Origin of the sequence: Stutzerimonas stutzeri (assembly GCF_024448985.1) — a bacterium.
GTDB classification, from domain to species: domain Bacteria; phylum Pseudomonadota; class Gammaproteobacteria; order Pseudomonadales; family Pseudomonadaceae; genus Stutzerimonas; species Stutzerimonas stutzeri_AP.
In genome coordinates this window covers 1-23,709 of sequence record NZ_JAMOII010000025.1, presented here as the reverse complement: position 1 = coordinate 23,709, position 23,709 = coordinate 1, and the positions used below count along the sequence as shown (strand labels likewise).

Below are 23,709 nucleotides of genomic sequence, written 5' to 3'. Positions count from 1 at the left end.
TAGAAAAGCGATTCCATGACCAATGAAACCTAGCGGTACGCTAAGTAGCTAGAGACAATGTCCAGCACCCGAACATGGGCGGCACGACCGCTGCGCAGCCCATGTGCGCACAAACATTCTGCAATTGTGCATGCATCATCGCTGCACCCGGTACGACGGAACCCCCCAGGCATGGCCATCAAGAAATCCGAACTCTATTCATCCCTCTGGGCATCATGCGACGAGCTGCGTGGCGGCATGGATGCCAGCCAGTACAAGGATTACGTACTGGTACTGCTGTTCATCAAGTACATCAGCGACAAGTACGCCGGCCAGCCTTTCGCCCCCATCACCATCCCGGCGGGTGCGAGCTTTGCCGATATGGTGGCGCTCAAGGGCAAGAGCGATATCGGCGACCAGATCAACAAGAAGATCATTGCGCCACTGGCCGAGGCCAACAAACTCGCTGATTTGCCGGACTTCAATGATGCCAACAAGCTCGGTACCGGCAAGGAGATGGTCGAGCGCCTCACCAACCTGATCGCCATCTTCGAGAACCCTGCGCTGGATTTCTCGAAGAACCGCGCCGAGCATGACGACATTCTCGGCGACGCCTACGAGTTCCTGATGCAACACTTCGCCAAGGATTCGGGCAAGAGCAAGGGGCAGTTCTACACTCCGTCCGAAGTCAGCCGCGTGGTCGCCAGCATCATCGGTATCGGTGCCGCGCAGACCAGCGCCGAGACCAGCGTGTATGACCCGACCTGCGGGTCTGGCTCGCTATTGCTCAAGGTCGCCGATGAGGCCGGTACGCCGGTCTCGCTTTACGGCCAGGAGAAGGATTCGGCCACCAGCAGCCTGGCGCGCATGAACATGATCCTGCACAACAACCCCACCGCGCTGATCGCCCAAGGCAACACCCTGACCGACCCCAGGTTCACGGTGAGTGCGGGTGGGCATGATCTGCTCAAGACCTTCGATTACGTGGTGGCCAATCCACCCTTCTCCGACAAGCGCTGGAGCACCGGTCTCGATCCGCAGAATGACCCGCACGGGCGCTTCGAGACATTCGGCGCACCGCCGGCCAAGCAGGGTGACTACGCCTACCTGCTGCACATCATCCGTTCGCTGAAAAGCACCGGCACCGCTGCGTGCATCCTGCCCCACGGCGTGCTGTTTCGCGGCAACGCCGAGGCCGAGATTCGCCGCAACCTGATCCGCCACGGCTATATCAAGGGCATCATCGGCCTGCCTGCCAACCTGTTCTACGGCACCGGCATCCCGGCCTGCATCATCGTTATCGACAAGGCTAACGCGGCTGGGCGCAAGGGTATCTTCATGCTCGACGCCAGCGCCGGCTTCATCAAGGACGGCCCCAAGAACCGTCTGCGCGAGCAAGACGTTCACCGCATCGTCGACGCCTTCACCCGCCAGGACGACAGCGAGCCGTCCTATGCGCGCATGGTGGGCTATGAAGAAATCGAGAAGAACGACTTCAACCTGAACCTGCCGCGCTATATCGACAGCAGCCAGGCCGAGGACCGCCAGGATATCGAAGGCCATCTGAGGGGCGGCATTCCCGCCGCCGATATCGAGGCGCTGGATAGCTACTGGGCGGTGTGCCCGCAGCTGAAAACAGCGCTATTCAACGCCAACCGCCCCGGTTACTTCGACCTGGCTGTGGACAAGGCGGCGATCAAGACCGCCATTTACGGGCACCCCGAGTTCGCCTGTTTCATCGGCGGCATGGCCGAGCATTTCGCTACGTGGCGCCAGCTGACAGCAGAAAAGCTCAAGGCGATGCAGCCGGGCTTTCATCCCAAGCAACTGATCCATGAAGTCGCTGAAAGCCTGCTGCAGCACTTTCGAGGCAAGCCGCTGATCAACGCCTACGATGTGTACCAGCATCTGCTGGACTACTGGGCCGACGTCATGCAGGACGATGCTTACCTGATTGCCGCCGACGGCTGGAAGGCTGAAACCTACCGCATCATCGAAAAAGACAAGAAGGGCAAGGAAAAGGACAAGGGCTGGGCCTGCGACCTGCTGCCTAAACACCTGATCGTCGCCCGCTATTTCGCGGCCGAACAGACCGCCATCGACCAGACCAGCGCCGACCTGGAAGCCGCCAGCGCCGCCCTGGCCGAGCTGGAGGAAGAACACAGCGGCGAAGATGCGGCATTCGCTGACTTCGATAAAGTCAACGCCGCCGTAAAAGCGCGCATCAAGGAAATCGGTAAGGACGCCGATGCGACCGAGGAGCTGGCCGTGCTCAAGCAATGGCAAGCGCTGGCCGTCAGCGAAACTGCGTTAAAAAAACAGCTCAGAGAGCTGGAGGCCGAACTGGATGACAAGGCCTATAAGCAGTATCCGAAACTGAGCGAAGACGAAATCAAAACCCTGGCGGTGGACGCCAAATGGCTGGCCGCTCTGCAAACCGCCGCCAGCGGTGAGATGGATCGCGTCAGCCAGACCCTGACCCGGCGCGTGAAAGAGCTGGCCGAGCGCTACGAAACGCCCTTACCGCAATTGACGCAGCGTGTCAGCGAGCTGGAAGCCAAGGTGGCGGCGCATCTGCAGAAGATGGGGTTTGTATGGAGCTGAAGCCGGGATATAAGCAGACGGGGGTGGGGGTAATTCCGGAGGATTGGGATACACCTTTCCTTGGAGATATTGTTTCTTCCATGCAATTAGGTGGAAATTACAAAAACGATGAGCGCCAGACAGATTGGCCGCTTATTAAAATGGGCAACCTTGGGCGAGGCGAAATTAAACTCAATCGAGTTGAGTTCATTAACTCCGCGCAAACACCCGCCGCGCGCGATTTATTGAAAAAAGGCGACATTCTCTTCAATACAAGAAACACTTTAGATTTGGTCGGAAAGGTTTCAATATGGCGGAGCGAGCTTCCCGAGGCCTACTTCAACTCCAATATTGCGAGGATAGAATTCGATCAGAGGCGAGTCGCGTCCAAGCGCTATATTAATTATGCGCTTAATACGCCGTTTTTTATCTCCACGTTGCGCGGCATTGCAACTGGAACAACAAGCGTTGCTGCAATATATGGTCGTGATTTAGTAAAGCTGCATATTCCTCTTCCTTCTCCAACAGAACAACGAGCCATCGCCAAAGCCCTGTGCGATGCGGATGCGCTGATCGAATCGCTGGAGCAACTGCTGACCAAAAAGCGCCAGATCAAGCAAGGTGCGATGCAGGAACTGCTTACGGGCGAGCGTCGGCTGCCGGGCTTTAGTGGGGAATGGATGGATAGTTCACTTCTTGAGCTTGCAGGCGGACGTAAGGATCTTTTTGATGACGGCGATTGGATTGAGTCTGAACATATTACTTCAGACGGCATTCGTCTCGTTCAGACTGGAAATATCGGCATTGGCAAATATCTCGATAAACCCGAGAGGAAATATATTTACGAAACTTCATTTGCTTCCTTGCGTTGCAAGGAAGTAGTTGAAGGCGATTTACTCATCTGCCGATTGGCGGAGCCAGCTGGCCGCGCCTGCCTTCTTCCCAATATCGGGGAAGAGAAAATAGTGACATCAGTTGATGTCACTATTTTCCGCCCACCGCAAAGCGCTGTTGATCGAGCGTTCTTAGTAAATCTTCTTTCGATGCCCTGCTGGTTCCAAGCTGTTAGTGATAGAAGCGGAGGCACTACTCATAAGCGCATATCACGCGGTGCGCTCGGGCGTATACGAATCAAGCTTCCAGCGCTTAATGAGCAATCTGCCATCGCCTCGGTTCTCTCCGCAATGGACAACGAAATCACCTCCCTCGAAACCCAACTCCAAAAAGCCCGCCTTATCAAACAGGGCATGATGCAGGAACTTCTCACAGGAAGGATTCGATTGGTATGAGCGAACACCAGCAGCGGGAATGGAAGGCCGGATGGCGCGACGAATATCTGAAATGGATATGCGGTTTCGCCAATGCTGAAGGCGGCGTGCTGGAGATCGGCCGCAGCGATGACGGCGCACCGGTCGGCGTGGCTGATGCGGCACGGCTGCTGGAGGAAATCCCCAACAAGGTGCGCGACGTGCTGGGCATCATGTTGGATGTGAACCTGCGCGAAGAAGCAGGCAAGGCGCTGCTGGAAATCGTCGTGCCGGCCTACCCCAGTCCGGTCAGCTACAAGGGCGAATACCACTACCGCAGCGGCAGTACCAAGCAGGAACTGAAAGGCGCGGCGCTGTCGCGCTTTCTGCTGCGCAAGCAGGGTTTGCACTGGGACGGCGTGCCGCTGCCGGGCCTGACGCTTGAAGATTGCCGACCGGCTGCGTTGCAAGGGTTCCGCAACCGCGCCGCCAGAAGTGGGCGAGTGGACGAAGCGGTACTCGAAGACAGCGATGCCGCGCTGCTGGCCAGCCTGCAACTGGAAGAAGGCCAGTATCTGAAGCGCGCTACGGCGTTATTGTTCGGTACTGAGCCGGAGCGTTACGTGCCCGGCGCCTATATCAAGCTGGGCTTTTTCGTCACCGATGATGACCTGCGCTATCAGGATGAACTCCACGGCGACCTGTTCACCCAGGTTGAAAAGGCACTTGAGTTGCTGCATAGCAAATACCTCAAGGCGTATATCCGCTATGAAGGCATCCAGCGCGTGGAGCGCTATCTGTTCCCCCTGCAGGCCCTGCGCGAAGCGCTGCTCAACGCGGTGATCCACAAGGACTACGCCAGCGGCATTCCGATCCAGATCAGCGTCTATGAGCATCAGATCGTCATCTGGAACCCCGGCCAGTTGCCGGAGCACTGGACGCAGCAGCAATTGCTGGCCAAGCATCCATCGCACCCCTTCAACCCGCTGCTGGCTTCGGCGTTCTTTCGTGCCGGCTATGTAGAGTCCTGGGGCCGGGGCATCGAGAAAATTCTGAGCGAGTGCCGTAAGCACGGCATTCCGCCGCCGCTGTTCGATACCAGCCTTTCGGGGCTGATGCTGACCTTCCACGCCCACCCGGCGCAGCTGGCCGAGGCGTTGGGGAATGCGGCGCGGCCCTTGCTGGGGGAAGCGCTGGTAGAAACGCCGGTAGAAACGCAGGCAGAAACGCCGGTAGAAACACCCGTCAAAACTCCGGAACGTATTCTGGCGGTACTTGGCGCCAACCCGGAATGGACGCTAGAGGTTGTGGCACAAGCGATCGGTAAGTCCACCAGCGCGGTCGAGCGCGCGGCGGCCAAACTGGTCAAGGAGGGTCGTTTGAGGTTTGTCGGCCCACGCAAAACAGGCCGCTGGGAAGTACTCAAATGACCGACATAGGCAAAGCCGAGCGTGTAACGCAGGATCGTGTAGCCAGGCTGTTTACCGAGGAGCTGGGCTATACGCACCTTGGCGACTGGGCCGAGCGGGCCAACAACAGCAACATCGAAAGCCAGCTGCTGCGTGATTACCTGAGCGGTGCGGGCTACAGTTCCGGGCAGATCAATGCTGCGCTGTACAAGCTACAGACCGAAGCAGGCCACCCCGAGCGCAGCCCATACGGCAACAATCAGGCGGTTTATCAATTACTGCGCTACGGCGTGCCGGTAAAGACCGAGGCCGGAAAGGTGACCGAGACCGTGCACCTGATCAACTGGGCCGAACCCCTGAACAACCATTTCGCTATTGCCGAGGAGGTCACCCTCGAGGGCAAGTTGGAGCGGCGGCCGGATATCGTGCTGTACGTCAACGGCATCGCCATCGGTGTCTTGGAACTCAAGAACAGCCGCGTCAGCCTAGGCGACGGCATTCGCCAGAGCCTGTCCAACCAGCAGCCGGAGTTCAATGCCTGGTTTTTCAGCACCGTGCAGTTCGTTTTTGCCGGCAACGATTCCGAAGGTTTGCAATACGGCACCACCGGCACGCAGGAAAAGTACTTCCTGACCTGGAAGGAAGACGAAGCAGACAACAGCCGCTACAAGCTGGACAAATACCTGCTAAAGATGTGTGAAAAGACCCGCCTGATCGAGCTGATTCATGATTTCGTGCTGTTCGACGGCGGCTGGAAAAAGCTGCCGCGGGTGCATCAATACTTCGGCATCAAGGCGGCGCAGGCGCATGTCCAGCAGCGCCAGGGCGGCATCATCTGGCACACCCAGGGTGCCGGCAAAAGCATTCTGATGGTGTTGCTGGCCAAGTGGATTCTGGAAAACAACCCGAACGCCCGCGTGGCCATCATCACTGACCGCGACGAACTGGATAAACAGATCGAGCGGGTATTCAACGATGCCGGTGAAGCCATCTGCCGCACCGGCAGCGGACGGGAGCTGATGCGTCAGCTCAGCCAACCCCGGCCACGCCTGCTGTGCTCGCTGGTGCACAAGTTCGGCGGCTCGGCCAAAGGTAAGGATGACAAGGCCTTCGAGGCCTTTATCGAGGAGTTGCAGGCCCAGCCCAGCCCGACCGTGGGCGAGGTGTTCGTGTTTGTCGACGAGTGCCACCGGACACAAAGCGGCCGGCTCAACCGGGTGATGAAAGCGCTGATGCCCAACGCGGTATTCATCGGCTTTACCGGCACGCCTTTATTGAAAAAAGACAAGGCCACCAGCCTGGAGGTGTTCGGTGGCTACATCCACACCTACAAATTCAGCGAAGCGGTGGAAGATGGCGTGGTGCTCGACCTGCTCTATGAGGCGCGGGACATCGACACCCGGCTGGGTTCCTCGGACAGGATCGACCAATGGTTCGAGAACAGCACCAAGGCCTTGAACAATTGGCAGAAGGACGAGCTGAAGAAACAGTGGGGCACCATGCAGAACGTGCTCAGTTCCAGATCGCGCATGGATCGCGTGGTGGCGGACATCATTTTCGACTTCAGCACCAAGCGGCGCCTCTCGAGCCAACGCGGCAACGCGATTCTGGTGGCGTCCAGCATTTATGAAGCATGCAAGTACTTCACCCTGTTCAACAAGACGATGTTCAAGGGCAAGTGCGCGGTCATCACTTCCTACAACCCGCTGGCCAAGGACGTGACGCTGGAGGAAACCGGCGCCAATACCGAAACCGACAAGCAGTTCATCTACAACACTTACACCGAACTGCTGGAGAACCTTCAAGCCAAGCCGGGCATTTCCAAAACCGAAACCTATGAAGAGCGTGCAAAGGCGCTGTTCATCAAGGAGCCGGCCAACATGAAGTTGCTGGTGGTGGTGGACAAGCTGCTCACCGGTTTCGACGCACCGCCTTGCAGCTACTTGTATATCGACAAGTCGATGCAGGACCACGGCCTGTTCCAGGCCATCTGCCGGACCAACCGCCTGGATGGTGAAGACAAAGACTTCGGTTACATCGTCGACTACAAGGATCTGTTCAAGCGCGTCGAAAACGCCATTGCGGTCTACACATCGGAACTCGATCTCAGCGCCGGCGGCGCCGATCCGGACGTGCTGTTGCATGATCGTCTGAAGCAGAGCAAGGAACGCCTGGACGATGCCCTCGAAGCGCTGGAGCTGCTATGCGAGCCGGTGGCTCCGCCAAAGGATGAGTTGGCGCATATCCATTACTTTTGCGGCAATACCGAAATAGCCGACGACCTGCGCAACCGCGAGCCGCAGCGCGTCGCGCTGTACAGAGCGGTGGTGGCGCTGCTGCGTGCCTATGCGAACGTAGCCGACGAAATGGAAGCGGCAGGCTACAGCCCGGCGCAAGTCGAGCAGATCAAGCGGACGCTGGAGCGGTATCTGGCGCTGCGTGAAATCATCCGCAAGGCCAGCGGCGAGACACTCGATATCAAGCCGTTCGAGGCGGACATGCGGCATCTGATCGATACCTATATCGAGGCCAGCGAACCGCGCAAGATTTCCCCCTTCGACAACATCGGGCTGCTGGAACTGATCGTGAACACCGGGATCGCCGAGGCCATCGCTCAGAAATTGGGCGAGATGAAAGGCAATCCGGGCGCCGTTGCCGAAACCATCGAGAACAACGTGCGCAGCAAGATCATCAAGGAAAACCTTACCGACCCCGCCTACTTCGAGAACATGTCAGCCTTGCTCGATGAAATCATCAAGCTGCGCAAGGAAAGGGCGATCGAATACGAGGAGTATCTCAAGCGCATCGGCGAGCTGGCGGCCCGAGTGCAGGCCGGCAAGGCTGAAGACACACCGCCAGCGCTGAATACAGCGGGCAAGCTGGCGCTGTACAACAACCTGTCGTCCAATCGAACTGCCGAAACGAGGGCGCCATACGGTGAGCCCGCCAAGGACAACATGCTGGAACTTGCGCTGAAGCTCGATAGCGCAGTGAAACAAGCGAGACCAGATGGCTGGCGAGGTGTGCAGGCCAAGGAGATGACGGTCAAACAAGCCATGTATCAGGTGTTGAACAGCGTGGAAGAAGTCGAGCGGCTGTTCCCTATCGTCGTGACTCACCAGGAATACTGATGGCCGAACATATTGACCTCGGTGGCATCCGGGTCGAGGTTCAGCGAAAGAACAACAAGCACGCGCATCTATACGTGTATCCGCCCGAAGGTCGGGTGCATATTTCCGCGCCGATGCACATGGGGCTGGATGCGCTGCGTGCGTTCGCCATTTCCCGACTGAGCTGGATCAAGGCGCAACAACACCAGATGCGCACGCAACTGCGCGAGCCGGAGCACGAGTACCTGAACCGAGAAAGCCATCAGGTGTGGGGCCGGCGATATTTGCTGAAGGTGATCGAAGTGGATGCTGCGCCGGCCGTCGAGCTGAAGCATTCCACGCTGATCTTGTACGTCCGGCCGGGAAGTGACGATGCTCGCCGACAGGCATTACTTGAAAGCTGGTATCGCGAACAGCTGCGGGCGAAGCTGCCCGCTCTTCTGGCCAAATGGCAGCCGTTGATGGGAGTCGAGGTCAGACGCATTTTCGTGCAGCGCATGAAAACCCGCTGGGGTAGCTGCAACTCGGCTGCAGGGAGCATCCGATTGAATACCGATCTGGCAAAAAAACCGCCGGAGTACCTGGAATACATACTGGTGCATGAACTGGCGCACCTGATCGAGTCGACTCACAACCCGCGTTTTCTGAGCTTGATGGACAGGTTCATTCCGAACTGGCGGCAGCTTAAAGATGCACTGAATCGCCTGCCCGTGCGGCATGAGAATTGGGAATGTTGAGATGCGGTCGCCGGTCGGATTGAGCCAAATCCAGCATTACTTAGCACTGCTCGCCGACAGCGCAGCTATCCAGTGAACTAGTCAATAAAAGGCGCACTGCGCGCCAGCAGCGCGCTGATATCCAGCCCTCTCGGCAAGGTACCGAATACCCGCCCATGCCCCTCCAGGCGACTGGCGATGAAGGCATCCGATACCGTGCTGTTTCCGGCTTCGAGCAGCAGCTTGGCCTGCAACGTGACGGCGAGGTCTTCGGTGAGTTGGCGGGCGCGGTATTGGATGTCATCGGTGTCGCGGAATGCGGCTTGCAGCTGGCCGATATGCACCTGAAGTCGCGCATCGCCGTGGCCGTCGCCCAGTTCGGCGAACAGGGTGTCGAGCACGCCGGGCTCCTTCGACAAGGCGCGCAGCACGTCGAGGCATTGCACGTTGCCGGAGCCTTCCCAGATGGAGTTGACGGGCGCCTCGCGGTACAGCCGCGGCAGAATGGTCTCTTCGACGTAGCCGGCGCCGCCGAGGCATTCGCTGGCTTCGGCGATCATTTCCGGCGCGCGCTTGCAGATCCAGTATTTGCCGATCGCGGTGACCAGGCGGGCGAACCTGGCTTCGTGCTCGTCCTGCAGATTATCCAGCGCGCGGCCCATGCGCATGGTCAGCGCCAGCGCGGCTTCGCTTTCCAGGGCGAGATCGGCCAGCACGTTGCGCATCAGCGGCTGTTCGATCAGCGCCCGGCCGCCGACATGGCGATGCGTGCAGTGGTGCATGGCCTGGGTCAGCGCCTGACGCATCAGCGAGCTGGAGCCGATCATGCAGTCGAAGCGGGTCATGCCGACCATTTCGATGATGGTCGGCACGCCGCGCCCTTCCTCGCCGATCATCCAGGCCAGGGCGCCACGGTATTCAACTTCACTGGACGCGTTAGCCCAGTTGCCGAGCTTGTTCTTCAGTCGCTGGATATAGAACTGGTTGCGGCTGCCGTCGGGGCGATGGCGCGGCAGCAGAAAACAGGACAGGCCCTGGTCGGTCTGCGCCAGGGTCAGAAAGGCGTCGCACATAGGCGCCGAGCAGAACCATTTATGCCCGACCAGCTCGTAGGCCTGTCCCGGGCCGCTCGCGCCGACCGGATAAGCGCGAGTGGTATTGGCACGCACGTCGGTGCCGCCCTGCTTCTCGGTCATGGCCATGCCGATGGTCGCGCCGGTCTTTTGCATCACAGGCAGGTTGCGTGGGTCATATTCGGTCGCCAGTACGCTGGGTAGCCATTGCTCGGCGATGTCCGGCTGTAGCCTCAGCGCCGGCACGCTGGCGAAGGTCATGGTCAACGGGCAACTGCTGCCGGCCTCGGCCTGGTTGTGCAAATACATCAGCCCCGCGCGGGCGACATGGGCACCGGGTTGCGGGTCTGTCCAGGGCAGCGATGGGATGCCGTGGGCGATGGCCGCGTGCATCAGCTCGTGGTAGGCGGGATGGAACTCCACCAGATCGATGCGATGACCATAGCGGTCATGGCTCTTGAAGACCGGTTTGTTCTCATTGGCGAGAAAGCCTGCAGCCATCAGTGGCCCGCCCGCCAGCGCGCCATAGGCATCCAGCCGCGATTCGGCCCAGCTGCCCTGGTAACGATGGACCCATTGCTGCAATGGCAGATCGAGACGGTACAGGTTGGCGCCATCGAGTGACGGCACCTGGTTCAGCACCTCGTGGGTTTCAGCGTAAGGGTGCAGGCTCATGGCGATCTCCTCGGCAGGCGAAGTGGCGACGACCTGATTGAAGATGCGTTCTCAGCGCCCTTCACAGTTCGCCGGGTCGATGCGGGCCGGCATCCGGTCGGCCCACGAGAAGAAGTGAAGCACGCATGTTTGCATGGAAAAAGCGGGGTTTCAGCCAAACCACGCGCGCAAACCCGCACGGCACGGTAACCGGATGACGGGCGGAAGCGCTCAGATAATCTGTAGCGGCACGCGCACCTGGAAATGAGTCCCGCGGCCAGGCGTGGATTGGCAGGAAATACTGCCGCCCTGCAACTCGACCAGCTGCCGGCATAGCGAAAGGCCAATGCCCAGGCCGCCGTATGGGCGAGTCATGCTGCCATCGAGCTGGCGGAAGTATTGATAAAGCGAGCCATCGGCCGGCGCTTCGAAACCCACGCCGGTATCGATCACGTCCACCGCCAGAACGAACCCGGAGTCCTCGTCATCATGCCCGGCCAGCGCCAGCGTCACGCTGCCCGTCACGGTGAACTTGATGGCGTTGTCGAGCAGATAGCCAAGGCTCTGTTTCAGCTTGCCGGCATCGCCCACCAGGATACGAGGCAGCTCGTTGCTGGTTTCGACCGAGAAGGTCAATCCACGCTTCGTCGCACGGGCGCCATAAATTACGTCCAGCTCGTCGATCAAAGCGCGCACCCCGAACGACTCGTTGCGCAGCTGCAACTTGCCGGCCTGCAGTTCGGTCAGCGCAAGAATGTCATTGACCAATCGCATCATGTCGCGCGCCGAGCCGGTTGCGATGCGCTGGTACTGTTCCAGCTCGCCACTCAGTTCCAGCGTTCGCATCAAGTCGAGGCTGCCAAGAACGCCGTGCATCGGCGTGCGCAGCTCATGGGTTACGTTGGCCAGAAACTGATCCTTGAGTCGGTTGCTTTCGGCCAGTTCCCGGTTCATTTCCTCAAGTTTGCGACCTGTCTCCTGCAGCACCTTGGCGCGCTCTTCCTTCATCGCATTGATGCGGTCGGCCAATGCCAGCGACAGCAGCGCCACCTCGATCGCGGAGCCGATCTGCCCGGCATACATGGTGAAGAAGTTGTGCGGCAGATAGCCCAGGACCATTAGGGTGTTGATCTGCCCACCGACCAGAAAGGTCGTCCAGGCAATCATGAAATAGCGCGCGACCCGCATGCCGCGGTACCAGGCAACGCTACCAGCGACGAAGATGACCAGGATGAACCAGAGCGCCATGAACGTCGCCAACCGCAGCGCCAGCGCATAATCGGCGGTCAACGACAACACCATGGTCAGCGCGCCTAACCCCACCAGCATCAATAACGCAGTGTCGATCCAGGGGCTGTGCTTGCCCGTATGCAGGAAACTACGGGCGAACTGGCAACCGAAGACGCCCGCCGCGCCGATCAGGAACGGTGTCGAGACATTGGCCCACCACGGCGAATCCGGCCACAGAAACTGGACGCCCAGCCCATTGACCGAGACCTGGTATAGGCCGAACGAGGCGATATAGAAGATGTAGTAGAGATAACTGCGATCACGCACGCTGAGGAAGATGAACAGGTTGTAGACCAGCATCACCAGCAGCGCGCCGTAAATGATCGCTAGCATATAGATGTGTGCCGATTGCGCTTCCAGATAAGCCGCTGGTGCCCACAGGGTCAACGGAACCTGGATCGAACCCTGGCTTTCCAGCCGCAGGTAGATTCGCTGCGGCTGATTGGGCGGCAGCTCCAGCTCGAACAAATGATTGCGGTGCTGGATTTGCCGCTCGCCGAAAGGCAGCGCGTCGCCACTCGCTTGCGCCAGACGGTAGCCGCCCTGGCCGTCGGGTAGATACAGATCCAGATGATCCAGCGGCGGATAGGCCAGCTCCAGCCACCATCGGCTAAGCTCACGGGAACGGTCAGTTCGGTAATGCAGGTCGATGCGCAGCCAGAACGCCGAACGCGAATAACCGGCGTTGAGCACGTCCTCGTCATGACGGACGAAGTGCCCGGCCGCATCGCGTGCGAGCACCTCCTCGATGCTGGCGTCCCGCTCAGAATCTTCCAGCACGGCCATGACCTGACCCAGCGGAAGACGCCGGGTTTTATCGTCGAAGTCGACAGCACTGGCCAATGCTGGCAGTAGACTGAATAAGAACAACAATATCTGGCGCATAACTGCGAACGCCCCGCCGAGCCGCGCCAGGAGAACCCGGCTCCCCTAAAACATGCGCCACTCGAAATGGATGGCACTTTAGCATGATCCAGCAGACCGGCACGCAGAGTTCTGCAGGCGTCACGCCGCACGCGCGACGGTCGCCCTGGCAAGCCGCACGGATCGATTGGTGATAAGCTCGCACGCCTTAAATCTGGCTGCCTAGCGCCATCACACTCTTTATTCGGGGAACTCATTGATGTCCGGCCCTTGCTCCCGTCCTGTCGTTCTCTGCCTTTCCGGCCACGACCCGAGCGGGGGCGCCGGGTTGCAGGCGGACATCGAGGCGCTAATCGCCCAGGGTTGCCACGCTGCCCCTGCCGTCACCGCACTGACCGTGCAGGACACCGTCGACGTGTCTGATTTCCGTGTACTGGATCGCGACTGGGTGTTGGCTCAGGCCCACGCCGTCATCGCCGACCTGCCGGTTGCCGCGGTCAAACTGGGCATGCTCGGCTCGGTGGAAATGGTCGAGACCGTCATTGAAATCATGCAGAAACTGCCCGGCGTGCCATTGGTGTGCGACCCGGTGCTGCGTGCCGGCGGTGGCGGCGCGCTGGGCAAGGACGAAGTCGGCTATGCCATGCGCGAGCGGCTTTTCCCGGTATCGACCATCGCCACCCCAAACCTGCCGGAAGCGCGAATTCTCGCCGGACTGCCCGAAGGCAGCGCCGACGAATGCTCCGAGAAACTGCTGCCCTACATTCGCTACCTGCTGATCACCGGCGGACATGGCGATGAGACCGAAGTGCATAACCGCCTGTACTCACGCGACGGCGACCGTCACGACTTCAGCTGTCAGCGCCTGCCAGGCAGCTATCACGGTTCCGGCTGCACCCTGGCCAGCGCGCTCGCGGGCCGTCTGGCTCTTGGCGAAAACATCGTCAGCGCCGTGAAGTCCGCCCTGGATTACACATGGCGTACATTGCGCGATGCCGAAGCGCCAGGGCGCGGGCAATACATTCCCCGTCGCCTGCCGTTGGATCTGGCTTGATTGGAGGGTTGCCATGAAAGGCACCGAGTTGCGCGGCCTCTACGCCATCACCGACAGCACGCTGCTGGCCGATGGGCGCCTGCTGCCGTACGCCGAAGCGGCGTTGAAGGGCGGCGCGCGCCTGCTGCAATACCGCGACAAATCCGATGACGCGGCCCGGCGCCTACGCGAAGCCGAAGCATTGCGCGACCTCTGCCATCGCCATGGCGCGCAACTGATCATCAACGACGACGCCGAACTGGCCGCACGCCTCGACGTCGGCCTGCATCTGGGCCAGGGAGACGGCTCGCTGTCCGCTGCCCGTGCCCTGCTCGGCCGCCGGGCGATCATTGGCGCGACCTGCCATGCGCGGCTGGATCTGGCCGAACAGGCAATCGACGAAGGGGCGAGCTATGTCGCCTTCGGCAGATTTTTCGACTCCAACACCAAACCCGGCGCCCCGGCCGCCACCGTCGAAATGCTCGAACAGGCACGCCAGCGTTTCAGCCAACCGATCACCGTGATCGGCGGCGTGACCCTGAAGAACGCACCTGACCTGATCGCTCGCGGCGCCAGCCTGGTTGCTGTCGTGCATGCCCTGTTTGCGGCGGATTCGGCCAGCGAGGTCGAACGCCGCGCGCGGGCATTCAGCGGGCTGTTTTGATCCCAAGGACGGGCCATCGTGAGCAACAAGTACGCACTAATTGATTTGGAAAACGTCCAGCCCTCCTCCTTGCATAAGATCAAAGCCGAGGGATATCAGCTCAGAGTATTCGTCGGAGCTAACCAGTCGAAGATAAACGTAGAGCTGGCAGAAGAAATCCAACAATTCGGTGATAACGCCCAGTACATCCGGTTGCAGCACAGCGGGAAGAATGCACTCGACTTCCACATCGCTTTCTACATGGGGCAACTTTCCAGCAGCGAAACCGATTGCCAGTTTCTGGTCGTATCAAAAGACAGCGGCTACGACCCACTGCTCAAGCACATGCGCGACAGGGGAATCAAAGCCAACCGTAGCGGCGCTGCTACAACGCCGTCGATCCAACCTGCCAAGCCAGCCATCGCAGCCTGCAAAAAATCGCCGGCACAGATGTCCATGGCTGAGCGCGTGCAGTTCGCCAGACAACACCTGCAGAAAGCAGGGAAAGCCAAACCGGCAAAACACAAAACGCTAGTAACGGCTCTATCCTCAGCCTTCCAAAAAAAGCTGGGCGAGCTTGCTATCACTGATCTAATTAATGAGCTCACCAAACAAGGTGTTGTGATCAACAACCAGGGGTCGATCACCTACAAGCTCATCGCCTAAAGGTACTTGTTATGTCCCGTTCCGAAACCCTCTTTGCCAGCGCTCAGAACCACATCCCGGGCGGCGTCAACTCGCCGGTGCGCGCCTTCCGCAGCGTCGGCGGCACGCCACTGTTCCTCAAGCACGCCGAAGGTGCCTACGTCACGGACGAGGATGACAAGCGCTATGTCGATTACGTCGGTTCCTGGGGGCCGATGATTCTCGGCCACAGCCATCCAGAAGTTCTCGACGCGGTACGGCGTCAACTGGCCCACGGCCTGTCGTATGGCGCGCCGACCGCCATGGAAACCGAGATGGCCGAGCTGGTCTGCAGCTTGGTGCCGTCAATGGAAATGGTGCGCATGGTCAGCTCCGGCACCGAGGCGACCATGAGCGCCATCCGTCTGGCTCGCGGCTATACCGGCCGCGACAGCATCATCAAATTCGAGGGCTGCTACCACGGCCATTCCGATAGCCTGCTGGTCAAGGCCGGCTCCGGCGCACTGACCCAGGGCGTACCCAGTTCCGCGGGCGTGCCGGCGGCATTCGCTAAGCACACCCTGACGCTGCCGTTCAACGATCTGGCCGCGGTCGAGCAGATGCTCGCGGAAGTCGGCAACGAGGTCGCCTGCATCATCGTCGAGCCGGTCGCCGGCAACATGAACTGCGTGCCGCCGGCACCCGGCTATCTGCAGGGTCTGCGCGAGCAGTGCGACAAGCACGGCGTGGTGCTGATCTTCGACGAGGTGATGACGGGCTTTCGCGTCGCGCTCGGCGGCGCCCAGGCTCACTACGGCGTCACGCCGGACCTGACCACCTTCGGCAAGATCATCGGCGGCGGCATGCCGGTCGGCTGCTTTGGCGGCAAGCGCGCCATCATGGAACGCATCGCACCGTTGGGCCCGGTCTACCAGGCCGGCACACTCTCCGGTAACCCGCTGGCGATGGCTGCCGGCCTGACCACGCTGAACTTGATAAAACGCCCGGGTTTCCATGCCGAGCTCACCGACTACACCACACGCATGCTGCAAGGCCTGAAGGAGCGCGCGGTGGCGGCCGGCATCCCGCTCGTCACCACTCAGGTGGGCGGCATGTTCGGTCTGTACTTCAGCGACGCAGACGACATCGTCACCTTCGAAGACGTGATGGCGAGCGACGCCGAGCGCTTCAAGCAATTCTTCCACGCCATGCTCGATGGCGGCGTGTACCTGGCGCCCAGCGCGTTCGAGGCCGGTTTCACCTCCATCGCCCATGGCGATAAGGAATTGCAGATAACCCTCGATGCCGCCGAGCGCGCCTTCGCTCAATTGAAGTGAGCCCGATGTCCGAGCTGCTGCAAGCCACCCTGTTGACGCTGGCCGCGCTGGTCAGCGCAGTCTGGATCGGTAAGGCCCGCCGCGCTTATGACGAGCCGGAGCAGCCAGCGCTGTTCTGCGCCCTGCTCGCCTTCAGCCTGGCGGCCGGCACCGGGGCCTGTGCCGTGGCGAGATTGGCGCTTGGCCACGACACCCTCGAAGCAGAGCGCTGGTTACTGCAGGCGACTATGCTACTCGGGCTACCGCTGGTCGGCGTGGCGGCGTTGACCCTGAGTCGCAGATGGCGTTGGAGCCGCCCGAACTGGGGCCGAGTCGTACTGGGACTGTGCGTCTTTTTCGAACTCGCCAGGCAGCTCGGCTGGAGCGCGCCTTATGAATTCGCTCTGGGTCTGATCAGTGCGCTGCTGGTGCTTTACGCCGGCCTGCTGCAATGGCCCGCGCGCCTGCAAGCCAGCGCTGGCGTGATCGGTGGCGCCCTGGTGCTGATTGCGCTGCCCTGGACCGGGCCGCCGATCGGACCCAACCCGCTCGGTGCCTTTCAGCAACTCTGGCTCGCGCTGGCCTGCCCAGTCACAGCCTGGCTGCTACTCAATCTCCCTGGCAATCCTCGCGAGGCAGGCAGCGCGGCCGCGTAAAAAGCCCGGCAGCGCGATCAAAGCCTTTGTAAGCAGGCAACGGCTTATCCATAATGTGACCGTCGGCTCGTTTTGCGCCGTACCTTCAATCACCGCCCTGATCTCCGAGGCGCTTTGATCCATGACTCGCACCGGTCGCAGCCTCGCCCTTGGCTGCCTGCTGCTCCTCTCGCCCATGCTGGCCATGGCGGGCGGCAACTCGCTGCTGATTCCCGCAACTTCACGCTGCGCCCTCAATACCGTGCCGGAAGAAATGCATGAAGCCCTGCGCGCGTGCGAGCGGGCCGCTGGCGAAGGCGATCTGCAAGCGGCCTACGAGCTTGGCGAGTACCACTACGATGGCCGCCGCGCGCCGCGCGACCTGGCCAAAGCGCTGCACTGGTTCGAGCAGGCTTCACTGCAGGGGCACGCACTGGCCCAGCACCGGCTCGGCGTGATGTTCTTTCGTGGCGAAGGCGTGCCGGCCAACAACGTGCAAGCCTACGTGGTGCTGAAGATGTCGGCGGTCAATGGCGCGGAAGACGCGCTGGACACCGCTGATCGCGTCTCGGCCCAGATGCGCCGCGACGAACTGGAAATCGCCACTCAGGTCTTGGGGCAGATATTTCGCGACTATCTGATGGATCTGCAGACGGCGGGGGAATAGCAAGCTGCAAGCTGCAAGCTGCAAGCTGCAAGCTGCAAGCTGCAAGCTGCAAGCTGCAAGCTGCAAGCTGCAAGCTGCAAGCTGCAAGCTGCAAGCTGCAAGCTGCAAGCTGCAAGCGAAATCAGCGTGTGGCCTGTGCGAAATGCGCGTAAAGCGTTTCGGCTTTTTACTTGAAGCTTGTGGCTTGAAGCTTGCCGCTGCTCTTCCGCTTTTCTCCCCCTCGTCCTGCGCCTATAATCGCCGGTCATTTTTTGCACAACGCCGGCCCGTAACATGACCCGCAAGCTCTATATCGAAACCCACGGCTGCCAGATGAACGAGTACGACAGCTCGCGCATGGTCGACCTGCTGGGTGAGCAGCAACCCCTCGAAATCACTGCGAACCCGGCGGATGCCGACGTGATTCTGCTCAACACCTGCTCGATTCGCGAAAAGGCGCAGGAGAAGGTGTTCTCTCAGCTGGGTCGCTGGCGTGAGCTGAAACTGGAAAACCCGCAACTGGTCATCGGCGTCGGCGGCTGCGTGGCGAGCCAGGAAGGCGCGGCGATTCGCGACCGTGCGCCCTACGTAGATGTCGTTTTCGGCCCGCAAACTCTGCATCGCCTGCCGGAGATGATCGACGCGGCACGCACAACGAAACAGCCGCAGGTCGATATTTCCTTCCCCGAAATCGAGAAATTCGATCGCCTGCCCGAGCCGCGCGTCGACGGTCCGACCGCCTTCGTCTCGGTCATGGAAGGCTGCAGCAAATACTGCACCTTCTGCGTAGTGCCCTATACCCGCGGTGAAGAGGTCAGCCGCCCCTTCGACGACGTGATCGCCGAGGTGATCCACCTGGCCGAGAACGGCGTCCGTGAGGTGACGCTGCTCGGCCAGAACGTCAACGGATACCGTGGCGCAACCCATGACGGGCAAACAGCCGATCTGGCCGAGCTGATACGTGTGGTGGCGGCTATCGACGGCATCGACCGTATTCGCTACACCACCAGCCATCCGCTTGAGTTTTCCGATGCCCTGATCCAGGCCCACGCCGAGGTGCCGGAACTGGTGAAATATCTGCACCTGCCCGTGCAGTCCGGCTCGGACCGCGTGCTCGCCGGCATGAAACGCAACCACACCGCGCTGGAATACAAATCGCGCATCCGTAAGCTCAAGGCTGCGGTACCGGACATCCTGATCAGCTCTGACTTCATCGTTGGCTTCCCGGGCGAGACGGAAAAAGATTTCGAGCAGACCATGAAGCTGATCGAAGATGTCGGCTTCGACTTCTCCTACTCCTTCGTCTACAGCTCGCGCCCCGGTACACCGGCGGCGGATCTGGTCGACGAGACCCCGGAAGACGTGAAGAAGCAGCGCTTGGCGATTCTGCAACAGCGGATCAACCAGCAGGGCTTCGAAAACAGCCGACGGATGGCTGGTACCACCCAGCGCATCCTAGTCACGGACTATTCCAAGAAAGACCCCGGCATGCTTCAGGGCCGCACCGAGCACAACCGCATCGTCAACTTCCGCTGCGACAATCCCCGCCTGATCGGTCAGTTCGTCGAGGTTTACATAGACGATGCCCTGCCGCATTCGTTGCGCGGTAGTTTGATCAGCTGAATCCGGACCGAGTCGGCGCTATTGCGTTTCGGCCCTACGGGAAAAACCGGAGGGCCGATACCCGCCAGGCATGCGCGAAGCCAGCTCCGTTCGGCGGATTTCACCGCCCTGCGTCACCGCGACTTTTTCGTCCAGCCCTCCAGCTTCCAGCGTTTTTAGTCATCTTTCGACTTTTTACAGCTGCTTTCGGCCGCTGCTTTTTTCGCTGCGCGGCGCTATTCTCACCCAACCCCTTATCAAAGCAGGTCAATTAAAAGCCCTTGAACGCCCCTACAGAGCCTCATCGTTTTACCCTCGAGCCCTTTGAAGCCAACCGCTTCGCCAATTTATGCGGTCAGTTCGACGAGCATCTGCGCCTGATCGAGCAGCGCCTCGAGCTGGAAATCCGCAACCGTGGCAATCAGTTCGAACTGATCGGGCCAGCCGATGCGGCGAAATCCGCCGAAAACCTCCTGCGACGCCTGTATCGCGAGACCAAGAGCACCGAGCTCTCGCCAGACATGGTTCATCTGTTCCTGCAGGAATCGGGCATGGAGGAGTTTGCCAATCCTTCCACCACGCCGAACATCTCGCTGCGCACACGCAAGGGCAACATTCGCCCGCGCGGTGCCAACCAGCAGCGCTACGTGCAATCCATCCTCGACAACGACATCAACTTCGGCATAGGCCCGGCCGGTACCGGCAAAACCTATCTGGCCGTCGCCTGCGCCGTCGATGCCCTCGAACGCGAGCAGATTCGCCGCATTCTTCTGGTGCGTCCGGCGGTCGAGGCTGGTGAAAAGCTAGGCTTCCTGCCGGGTGACCTGGCACAGAAGATCGATCCCTATCTGCGTCCGCTGTACGACGCGCTGTACGAAATGCTCGGCTTCGAGCACGTGGCGCGATTGATCGAAAAACAGGTGATCGAGATCGCACCGCTGGCGTACATGCGCGGCCGGACGTTAAACAATAGCTTCATCATTCTCGACGAAAGCCAGAACACCACGCTGGAACAGATGAAGATGTTCCTGACGCGTATCGGCTTCGGCTCGACCGCCGTGATCACTGGCGACATCACCCAGGTCGACCTGCCGCGCGGCACCAAGAGCGGGCTGGCGCATGTAATCGAGGTGCTCAAGGACGTCAACGGCATCAGCTTCACTCACTTCAAGCCCAAGGATGTGGTGCGTCACCCACTGGTGCAGCGCATCGTCGAGGCGTACGAGGCCTTCGAGGACAAGCAGCCCCAGCCGGGCAAGCGCAACGCCCAGGACCGCGACAGTGATTGAACTTGACGTGCAATGCGCCAGCAATGGCGCGGTGCCTGATGAAGCGGACCTGCGCCGCTGGTGTGAGCTGGCGCTGCGCCAGCGCAGCGGGGATTCGGAACTGACCATTCGCCTGGTCGACGAACCCGAAGGCCGCGAGCTGAATCGCACCTGGCGGCAGAAAGACTACGCCACCAACGTGCTTTCCTTTCCCGCTGATGTGCCGGACGAGTTATTGGATATCCCGCTTCTGGGCGATCTGGTGATCTGCGTACCGGTAGTCGAGCGCGAAGCGGCCGAACAGGGCAAGACGCCGCAGGCGCACTGGGCGCATCTCGTCATTCATGGCTGCCTGCACCTGCTCGGCTACGATCACATCGACGACGACGAAGCCGAAGAAATGGAAAGCATCGAGCGCCACCTACTGGCGGAACTGGGTCATGCCGACCCCTACGCCACCGAATAGCCCGTACGGGCAACTGCAAGGACCATCGAGTCAAAGACATGAGCGAAGACCAATCGAGCAACGGGCAGAAGTCCTGGTTTGGGAAAATCACCCAAGCTTTTGCCCAAGAGCCGAAAAACCGCGAGGAGCTGTTGGACGTCCTGCGCGGTGCCCATCAGAACAAACTGCTGGATAACGAAGCCCTGGCCATCGTCGAGGGCGCCATTCAGGTCGCTGACCTGCAGGTGCGCGACATCATGGTGCCGCGCTCGCAAGTGATGAGCATCCGGGCCGACCAGACGCCTAAGGAGTTCCTGCCGGCGATCATTTCCGCCGCGCACTCGCGCTATCCGGTCGTCGGCGACAGCCTCGACGAAGTGATCGGCGTACTGCTGGCCAAGGATCTGCTCCCTCTGATCCTGCAGGACGACCATCAGAATTTCGACATCAAGGACCTGCTGCGCCCCGCCACGTTCGTGCCGGAGTCCAAGCGCCTTAACGTGCTGCTGCGCGAATTCCGCGCCAACCACAGCCACATGGCCATCGTCATCGACGAATACGGCGGAGTCGCCGGCCTGGTGACCATCGAAGACGTGCTGGAGCAGATCGTCGGCGACATCGAAGATGAGCACGACATCGAGGAAGACAGCTACATCCGCCCATTGCCCAGCGGCGACTTCCTGGTCAAGGCGCTGACGCCGATCGACAGTTTCAACGAATTCTTCGAGAGCGAGTTTCCCGACGAAGAATTCGACACCGTTGCAGGACTGGTCATGAGTACATTCGGTCATCTACCCAAGCGCAACGAGGTTACCGAGATCGACGGGTTCCGCTTCCGGGTACTGAACGCCGACAGCCGCCGGTTGCACATGCTGCGAGTCAGCCGGATCAGCGGCTGAAGCTGGAAGCTGGAAGCTGGAAGCTGGAAGCTGGAAGCTGGAAGCTGGAAGCTGGAAGCTGGTCAATATCGGGGCTGTCGTATCAATGCCGTCAAGCTTTTCCTTCAAGCTTCAAGCTTTCGGCTTCAAGCTGCTTTTATCGTCTTTAAAGGATTCCGATGCACTGGATAACCCGCTCCGGCTGGCCGGGTAACCTGCTGGCGCTAGTCGCTGGCGCCCTGACAACCCTGTCGCTTGCGCCCTTCGATATCTGGCCGCTGGCTCTGCTGTCGATCGGACTGATCTACATGGGCCTGCGCGAGCTGACACCGAAACAGGCGGCTGGACGCGGCTGGTGCTACGGCTTCGGCCTGTTCGCCTCGGGCGTGAGCTGGGTTTACGTCAGTATCCATGACTTCGGTGCGGCGCCGCCTGTGCTGGCGGGCGCGCTAACGCTGGGCTTCGTCGCCGGCCTGGCATTGTTCTTCGCCCTGCTCGGCTGGCTCTGGTCGCGCTGGCTGCGGCCACAAGACTCGCCCCTGCTCAGCGCCCTGGCGTTCGCCGCGTTGTGGCTGGCGCTGGACGCGTTGCGTGGCTGGGTGCTGACAGGCTTCCCCTGGCTCTATGCCGGCTACAGCCAACTCGAAGGCCCCTTGGCGTCGCTTGCACCGCTTGGTGGGGTCTGGCTGCTCAGCTTCGCCGTCGTGCTGACTGCGGCGCTGCTGATCGAATTGCCTCGGCTGTTTGCGCACAAGGGTGCGCTGATCGGTTCGCTGGTGGTTCTGGCGGCACTCTGGGGCAGCGCGATGGGCATCGGACAGCACGCCTGGACGCAGACCAAGGGCGAGCCCCTCACGGTTGCCGCGATGCAGGGCAACGTTGCCCAAAGCATCAAGTGGGATCCCAAGAAACTCGAGATGCAGCTGCTGCTCTACCGCGACATGACCTTCCACAGCCGTCCTACCGACCTCATCGTCTGGCCCGAAACCGCGGTGCCCATCCTCAAGGAACACGCCGAAGGCTACCTGACGATGATGAATCGCTTCGCCCAACAGCGGCAGTCGGCGCTGATCACCGGGGTGCCGGTGCGCCAGCCCAACGCCGACGGCGAACTGCGCTACTACAACGGCCTGACCACCGCTGGCGAAGCGCAAGGTACCTATCTGAAACAGAAACTGGTGCCCTTTGGCGAATACGTGCCCCTGCAGGATCTGTTGCGCGGCCTGATCGCCTTCTTCGATCTGCCGATGTCCGATTTCGCCCGTGGCTCGCCAGGGCAGGCATTGCTGCAGGCGAAGGGTTATCAGATCGCGCCTTTCATCTGCTACGAGGTCGTCTACCCTGAGTTCGCCGCCAGCCTCGCGGCACAGAGCGACATTCTGCTCACCGTCAGCAACGACGCCTGGTTCGGTCATTCCATCGGCCCATTGCAGCATTTGCAGATGGCGCAGATGCGCGCACTGGAAGCCGGACGTTGGATGATTCGCGCCACCAACAATGGCGTCACGGTACTGATCGACCCGCAGGGCCGCATCGTCGAGCAGATTCCGGCATTCGAAGAAGCTGTGCTCTATGGCGAAGTCACGCCTATGCAGGGGCTGACGCCATACCTGCAGTGGCGCTCGTGGCCGCTGATCATCGTTTGCGTGCTGCTATTGGGCTACGCGTCGTTGAGGCGAAGAGGCCGCTAACAG

Annotated in this window: 18 protein-coding genes; 16 read left to right on the top strand and 2 right to left on the bottom strand. The window is 60.5% G+C overall.

Annotation, left to right across the window (positions count from 1 at the left end):
* Positions 1–171: 171 nt before the first annotated feature.
* From NA647_RS18130 to NA647_RS18110, 5 genes are read left to right on the top strand one after another with little or no spacing between them, the layout of a single operon-like run.
* On the top strand, positions 172–2,583 hold the full coding sequence (locus tag NA647_RS18130; protein WP_256058946.1) for a type I restriction-modification system subunit M: 2,412 nt from the start codon (positions 172–174) through the stop codon (positions 2,581–2,583).
* Complete coding sequence (locus NA647_RS18125; RefSeq protein ID WP_256058945.1) at positions 2,574–3,851, top strand: restriction endonuclease subunit S; 1,278 nt, start codon at positions 2,574–2,576, stop codon at positions 3,849–3,851. The genes NA647_RS18130 and NA647_RS18125 overlap by 10 nt, the downstream gene beginning before the upstream one ends.
* Positions 3,848–5,239: an ATP-binding protein gene (locus NA647_RS18120; RefSeq protein WP_256058944.1), complete on the top strand. Its 1,392-nt coding sequence runs from the start codon at positions 3,848–3,850 to the stop codon at positions 5,237–5,239. Before NA647_RS18125 ends, NA647_RS18120 begins: the two co-directional genes overlap by 4 nt.
* Positions 5,236–8,349 (top strand): type I restriction endonuclease subunit R, encoded by a 3,114-nt coding sequence (locus tag NA647_RS18115; protein ID WP_256058943.1) that lies wholly within the window; start codon positions 5,236–5,238, stop codon positions 8,347–8,349. Before NA647_RS18120 ends, NA647_RS18115 begins: the two co-directional genes overlap by 4 nt.
* Entirely contained in the window at positions 8,349–9,065 is a 717-nt protein-coding gene (locus tag NA647_RS18110) for a M48 family metallopeptidase (protein ID WP_256058942.1), read from the top strand. The genes NA647_RS18115 and NA647_RS18110 overlap by 1 nt, the downstream gene beginning before the upstream one ends.
* 77 nt (positions 9,066–9,142) lie before the next feature.
* On the opposite strand, the gene NA647_RS18105 is transcribed toward NA647_RS18110, so the two are convergent.
* Both NA647_RS18105 and NA647_RS18100 read right to left on the bottom strand, forming a co-directional pair.
* Positions 9,143–10,792, bottom strand: coding sequence for an acyl-CoA dehydrogenase family protein (locus NA647_RS18105; protein ID WP_256058941.1), 1,650 nt, complete (start codon positions 10,790–10,792; stop codon positions 9,143–9,145).
* A 210-nt stretch (positions 10,793–11,002) separates the two neighbouring features.
* Positions 11,003–12,946, bottom strand: coding sequence for a sensor histidine kinase (locus NA647_RS18100; protein WP_423836493.1), 1,944 nt, complete (start codon positions 12,944–12,946; stop codon positions 11,003–11,005).
* Between the two features lie 238 nt (positions 12,947–13,184).
* Here NA647_RS18100 and NA647_RS18095 point away from each other — a divergent pair, with 238 nt between their 5' ends.
* The 11 genes from NA647_RS18095 (at position 13,185) to lnt (ending at position 23,706) form a co-directional block, all read left to right on the top strand.
* Positions 13,185–13,979 (top strand): hydroxymethylpyrimidine/phosphomethylpyrimidine kinase, encoded by a 795-nt coding sequence (locus NA647_RS18095; protein ID WP_256058940.1) that lies wholly within the window; start codon positions 13,185–13,187, stop codon positions 13,977–13,979.
* 13 nt (positions 13,980–13,992) lie between these two features.
* On the top strand, positions 13,993–14,622 hold the full coding sequence (gene thiE, locus NA647_RS18090) for a thiamine phosphate synthase (RefSeq protein ID WP_256058939.1): 630 nt from the start codon (positions 13,993–13,995) through the stop codon (positions 14,620–14,622).
* An 18-nt stretch (positions 14,623–14,640) separates the two neighbouring features.
* The gene (locus tag NA647_RS18085; protein ID WP_256058938.1) at positions 14,641–15,267 is read left to right on the top strand and encodes a PIN domain-containing protein; all 627 of its coding nucleotides are present in this window, start codon (positions 14,641–14,643) and stop codon (positions 15,265–15,267) included.
* Positions 15,268–15,278: 11 nt separating this feature from the next.
* Positions 15,279–16,562, top strand: coding sequence for a glutamate-1-semialdehyde 2,1-aminomutase (hemL, locus tag NA647_RS18080; RefSeq protein ID WP_256058937.1), 1,284 nt, complete (start codon positions 15,279–15,281; stop codon positions 16,560–16,562).
* A 5-nt stretch (positions 16,563–16,567) separates the two neighbouring features.
* On the top strand, positions 16,568–17,197 hold the full coding sequence (locus tag NA647_RS18075) for a hypothetical protein (RefSeq protein ID WP_256058936.1): 630 nt from the start codon (positions 16,568–16,570) through the stop codon (positions 17,195–17,197).
* A gap of 121 nt (positions 17,198–17,318) precedes the next feature.
* Positions 17,319–17,843, top strand: a complete 525-nt coding sequence (locus tag NA647_RS18070; RefSeq protein ID WP_131649707.1) for a tetratricopeptide repeat protein — start codon at positions 17,319–17,321, stop codon at positions 17,841–17,843.
* A 273-nt stretch (positions 17,844–18,116) separates the two neighbouring features.
* Entirely contained in the window at positions 18,117–19,445 is a 1,329-nt protein-coding gene (gene miaB / locus NA647_RS18065; RefSeq protein ID WP_256058935.1) for a tRNA (N6-isopentenyl adenosine(37)-C2)-methylthiotransferase MiaB, read from the top strand.
* Positions 19,446–19,705: 260 nt separating this feature from the next.
* Positions 19,706–20,713 carry a PhoH family protein gene (locus NA647_RS18060; RefSeq protein WP_256058934.1) on the top strand — a complete coding sequence of 336 codons (1,008 nt, stop codon included), beginning with the start codon at positions 19,706–19,708 and terminating at the stop codon, positions 20,711–20,713.
* Positions 20,706–21,158: an rRNA maturation RNase YbeY gene (ybeY, locus tag NA647_RS18055; RefSeq protein WP_256058933.1), complete on the top strand. Its 453-nt coding sequence runs from the start codon at positions 20,706–20,708 to the stop codon at positions 21,156–21,158. The genes NA647_RS18060 and ybeY overlap by 8 nt, the downstream gene beginning before the upstream one ends.
* A gap of 38 nt (positions 21,159–21,196) precedes the next feature.
* Positions 21,197–22,036, top strand: a complete 840-nt coding sequence (locus NA647_RS18050) for an HlyC/CorC family transporter (protein ID WP_256058932.1) — start codon at positions 21,197–21,199, stop codon at positions 22,034–22,036.
* Between the two features lie 158 nt (positions 22,037–22,194).
* Positions 22,195–23,706, top strand: a complete 1,512-nt coding sequence (lnt, locus tag NA647_RS18045; protein WP_256058931.1) for an apolipoprotein N-acyltransferase — start codon at positions 22,195–22,197, stop codon at positions 23,704–23,706.
* Positions 23,707–23,709 lie beyond the last annotated feature (3 nt).

Coding starts and splice junctions, on each gene's coding strand:
- NA647_RS18130 (WP_256058946.1), top strand. CDS start 172: ATGGCCATCAAGAAATCCGAACTCTATTCATCCCTCTGGGCATCATGC.
- NA647_RS18125 (WP_256058945.1), top strand. CDS start 2,574: ATGGAGCTGAAGCCGGGATATAAGCAGACGGGGGTGGGGGTAATTCCG.
- NA647_RS18120 (WP_256058944.1), top strand. CDS start 3,848: ATGAGCGAACACCAGCAGCGGGAATGGAAGGCCGGATGGCGCGACGAA.
- NA647_RS18115 (WP_256058943.1), top strand. CDS start 5,236: ATGACCGACATAGGCAAAGCCGAGCGTGTAACGCAGGATCGTGTAGCC.
- NA647_RS18110 (WP_256058942.1), top strand. CDS start 8,349: ATGGCCGAACATATTGACCTCGGTGGCATCCGGGTCGAGGTTCAGCGA.
- NA647_RS18105 (WP_256058941.1), bottom strand. CDS start 10,792: ATGAGCCTGCACCCTTACGCTGAAACCCACGAGGTGCTGAACCAGGTG.
- NA647_RS18100 (WP_423836493.1), bottom strand. CDS start 12,946: ATGCGCCAGATATTGTTGTTCTTATTCAGTCTACTGCCAGCATTGGCC.
- NA647_RS18095 (WP_256058940.1), top strand. CDS start 13,185: ATGTCCGGCCCTTGCTCCCGTCCTGTCGTTCTCTGCCTTTCCGGCCAC.
- thiE (WP_256058939.1), top strand. CDS start 13,993: ATGAAAGGCACCGAGTTGCGCGGCCTCTACGCCATCACCGACAGCACG.
- hemL (WP_256058937.1), top strand. CDS start 15,279: ATGTCCCGTTCCGAAACCCTCTTTGCCAGCGCTCAGAACCACATCCCG.
- NA647_RS18075 (WP_256058936.1), top strand. CDS start 16,568: ATGTCCGAGCTGCTGCAAGCCACCCTGTTGACGCTGGCCGCGCTGGTC.
- NA647_RS18070 (WP_131649707.1), top strand. CDS start 17,319: ATGACTCGCACCGGTCGCAGCCTCGCCCTTGGCTGCCTGCTGCTCCTC.
- miaB (WP_256058935.1), top strand. CDS start 18,117: ATGACCCGCAAGCTCTATATCGAAACCCACGGCTGCCAGATGAACGAG.
- NA647_RS18050 (WP_256058932.1), top strand. CDS start 21,197: ATGAGCGAAGACCAATCGAGCAACGGGCAGAAGTCCTGGTTTGGGAAA.
- lnt (WP_256058931.1), top strand. CDS start 22,195: ATGCACTGGATAACCCGCTCCGGCTGGCCGGGTAACCTGCTGGCGCTA.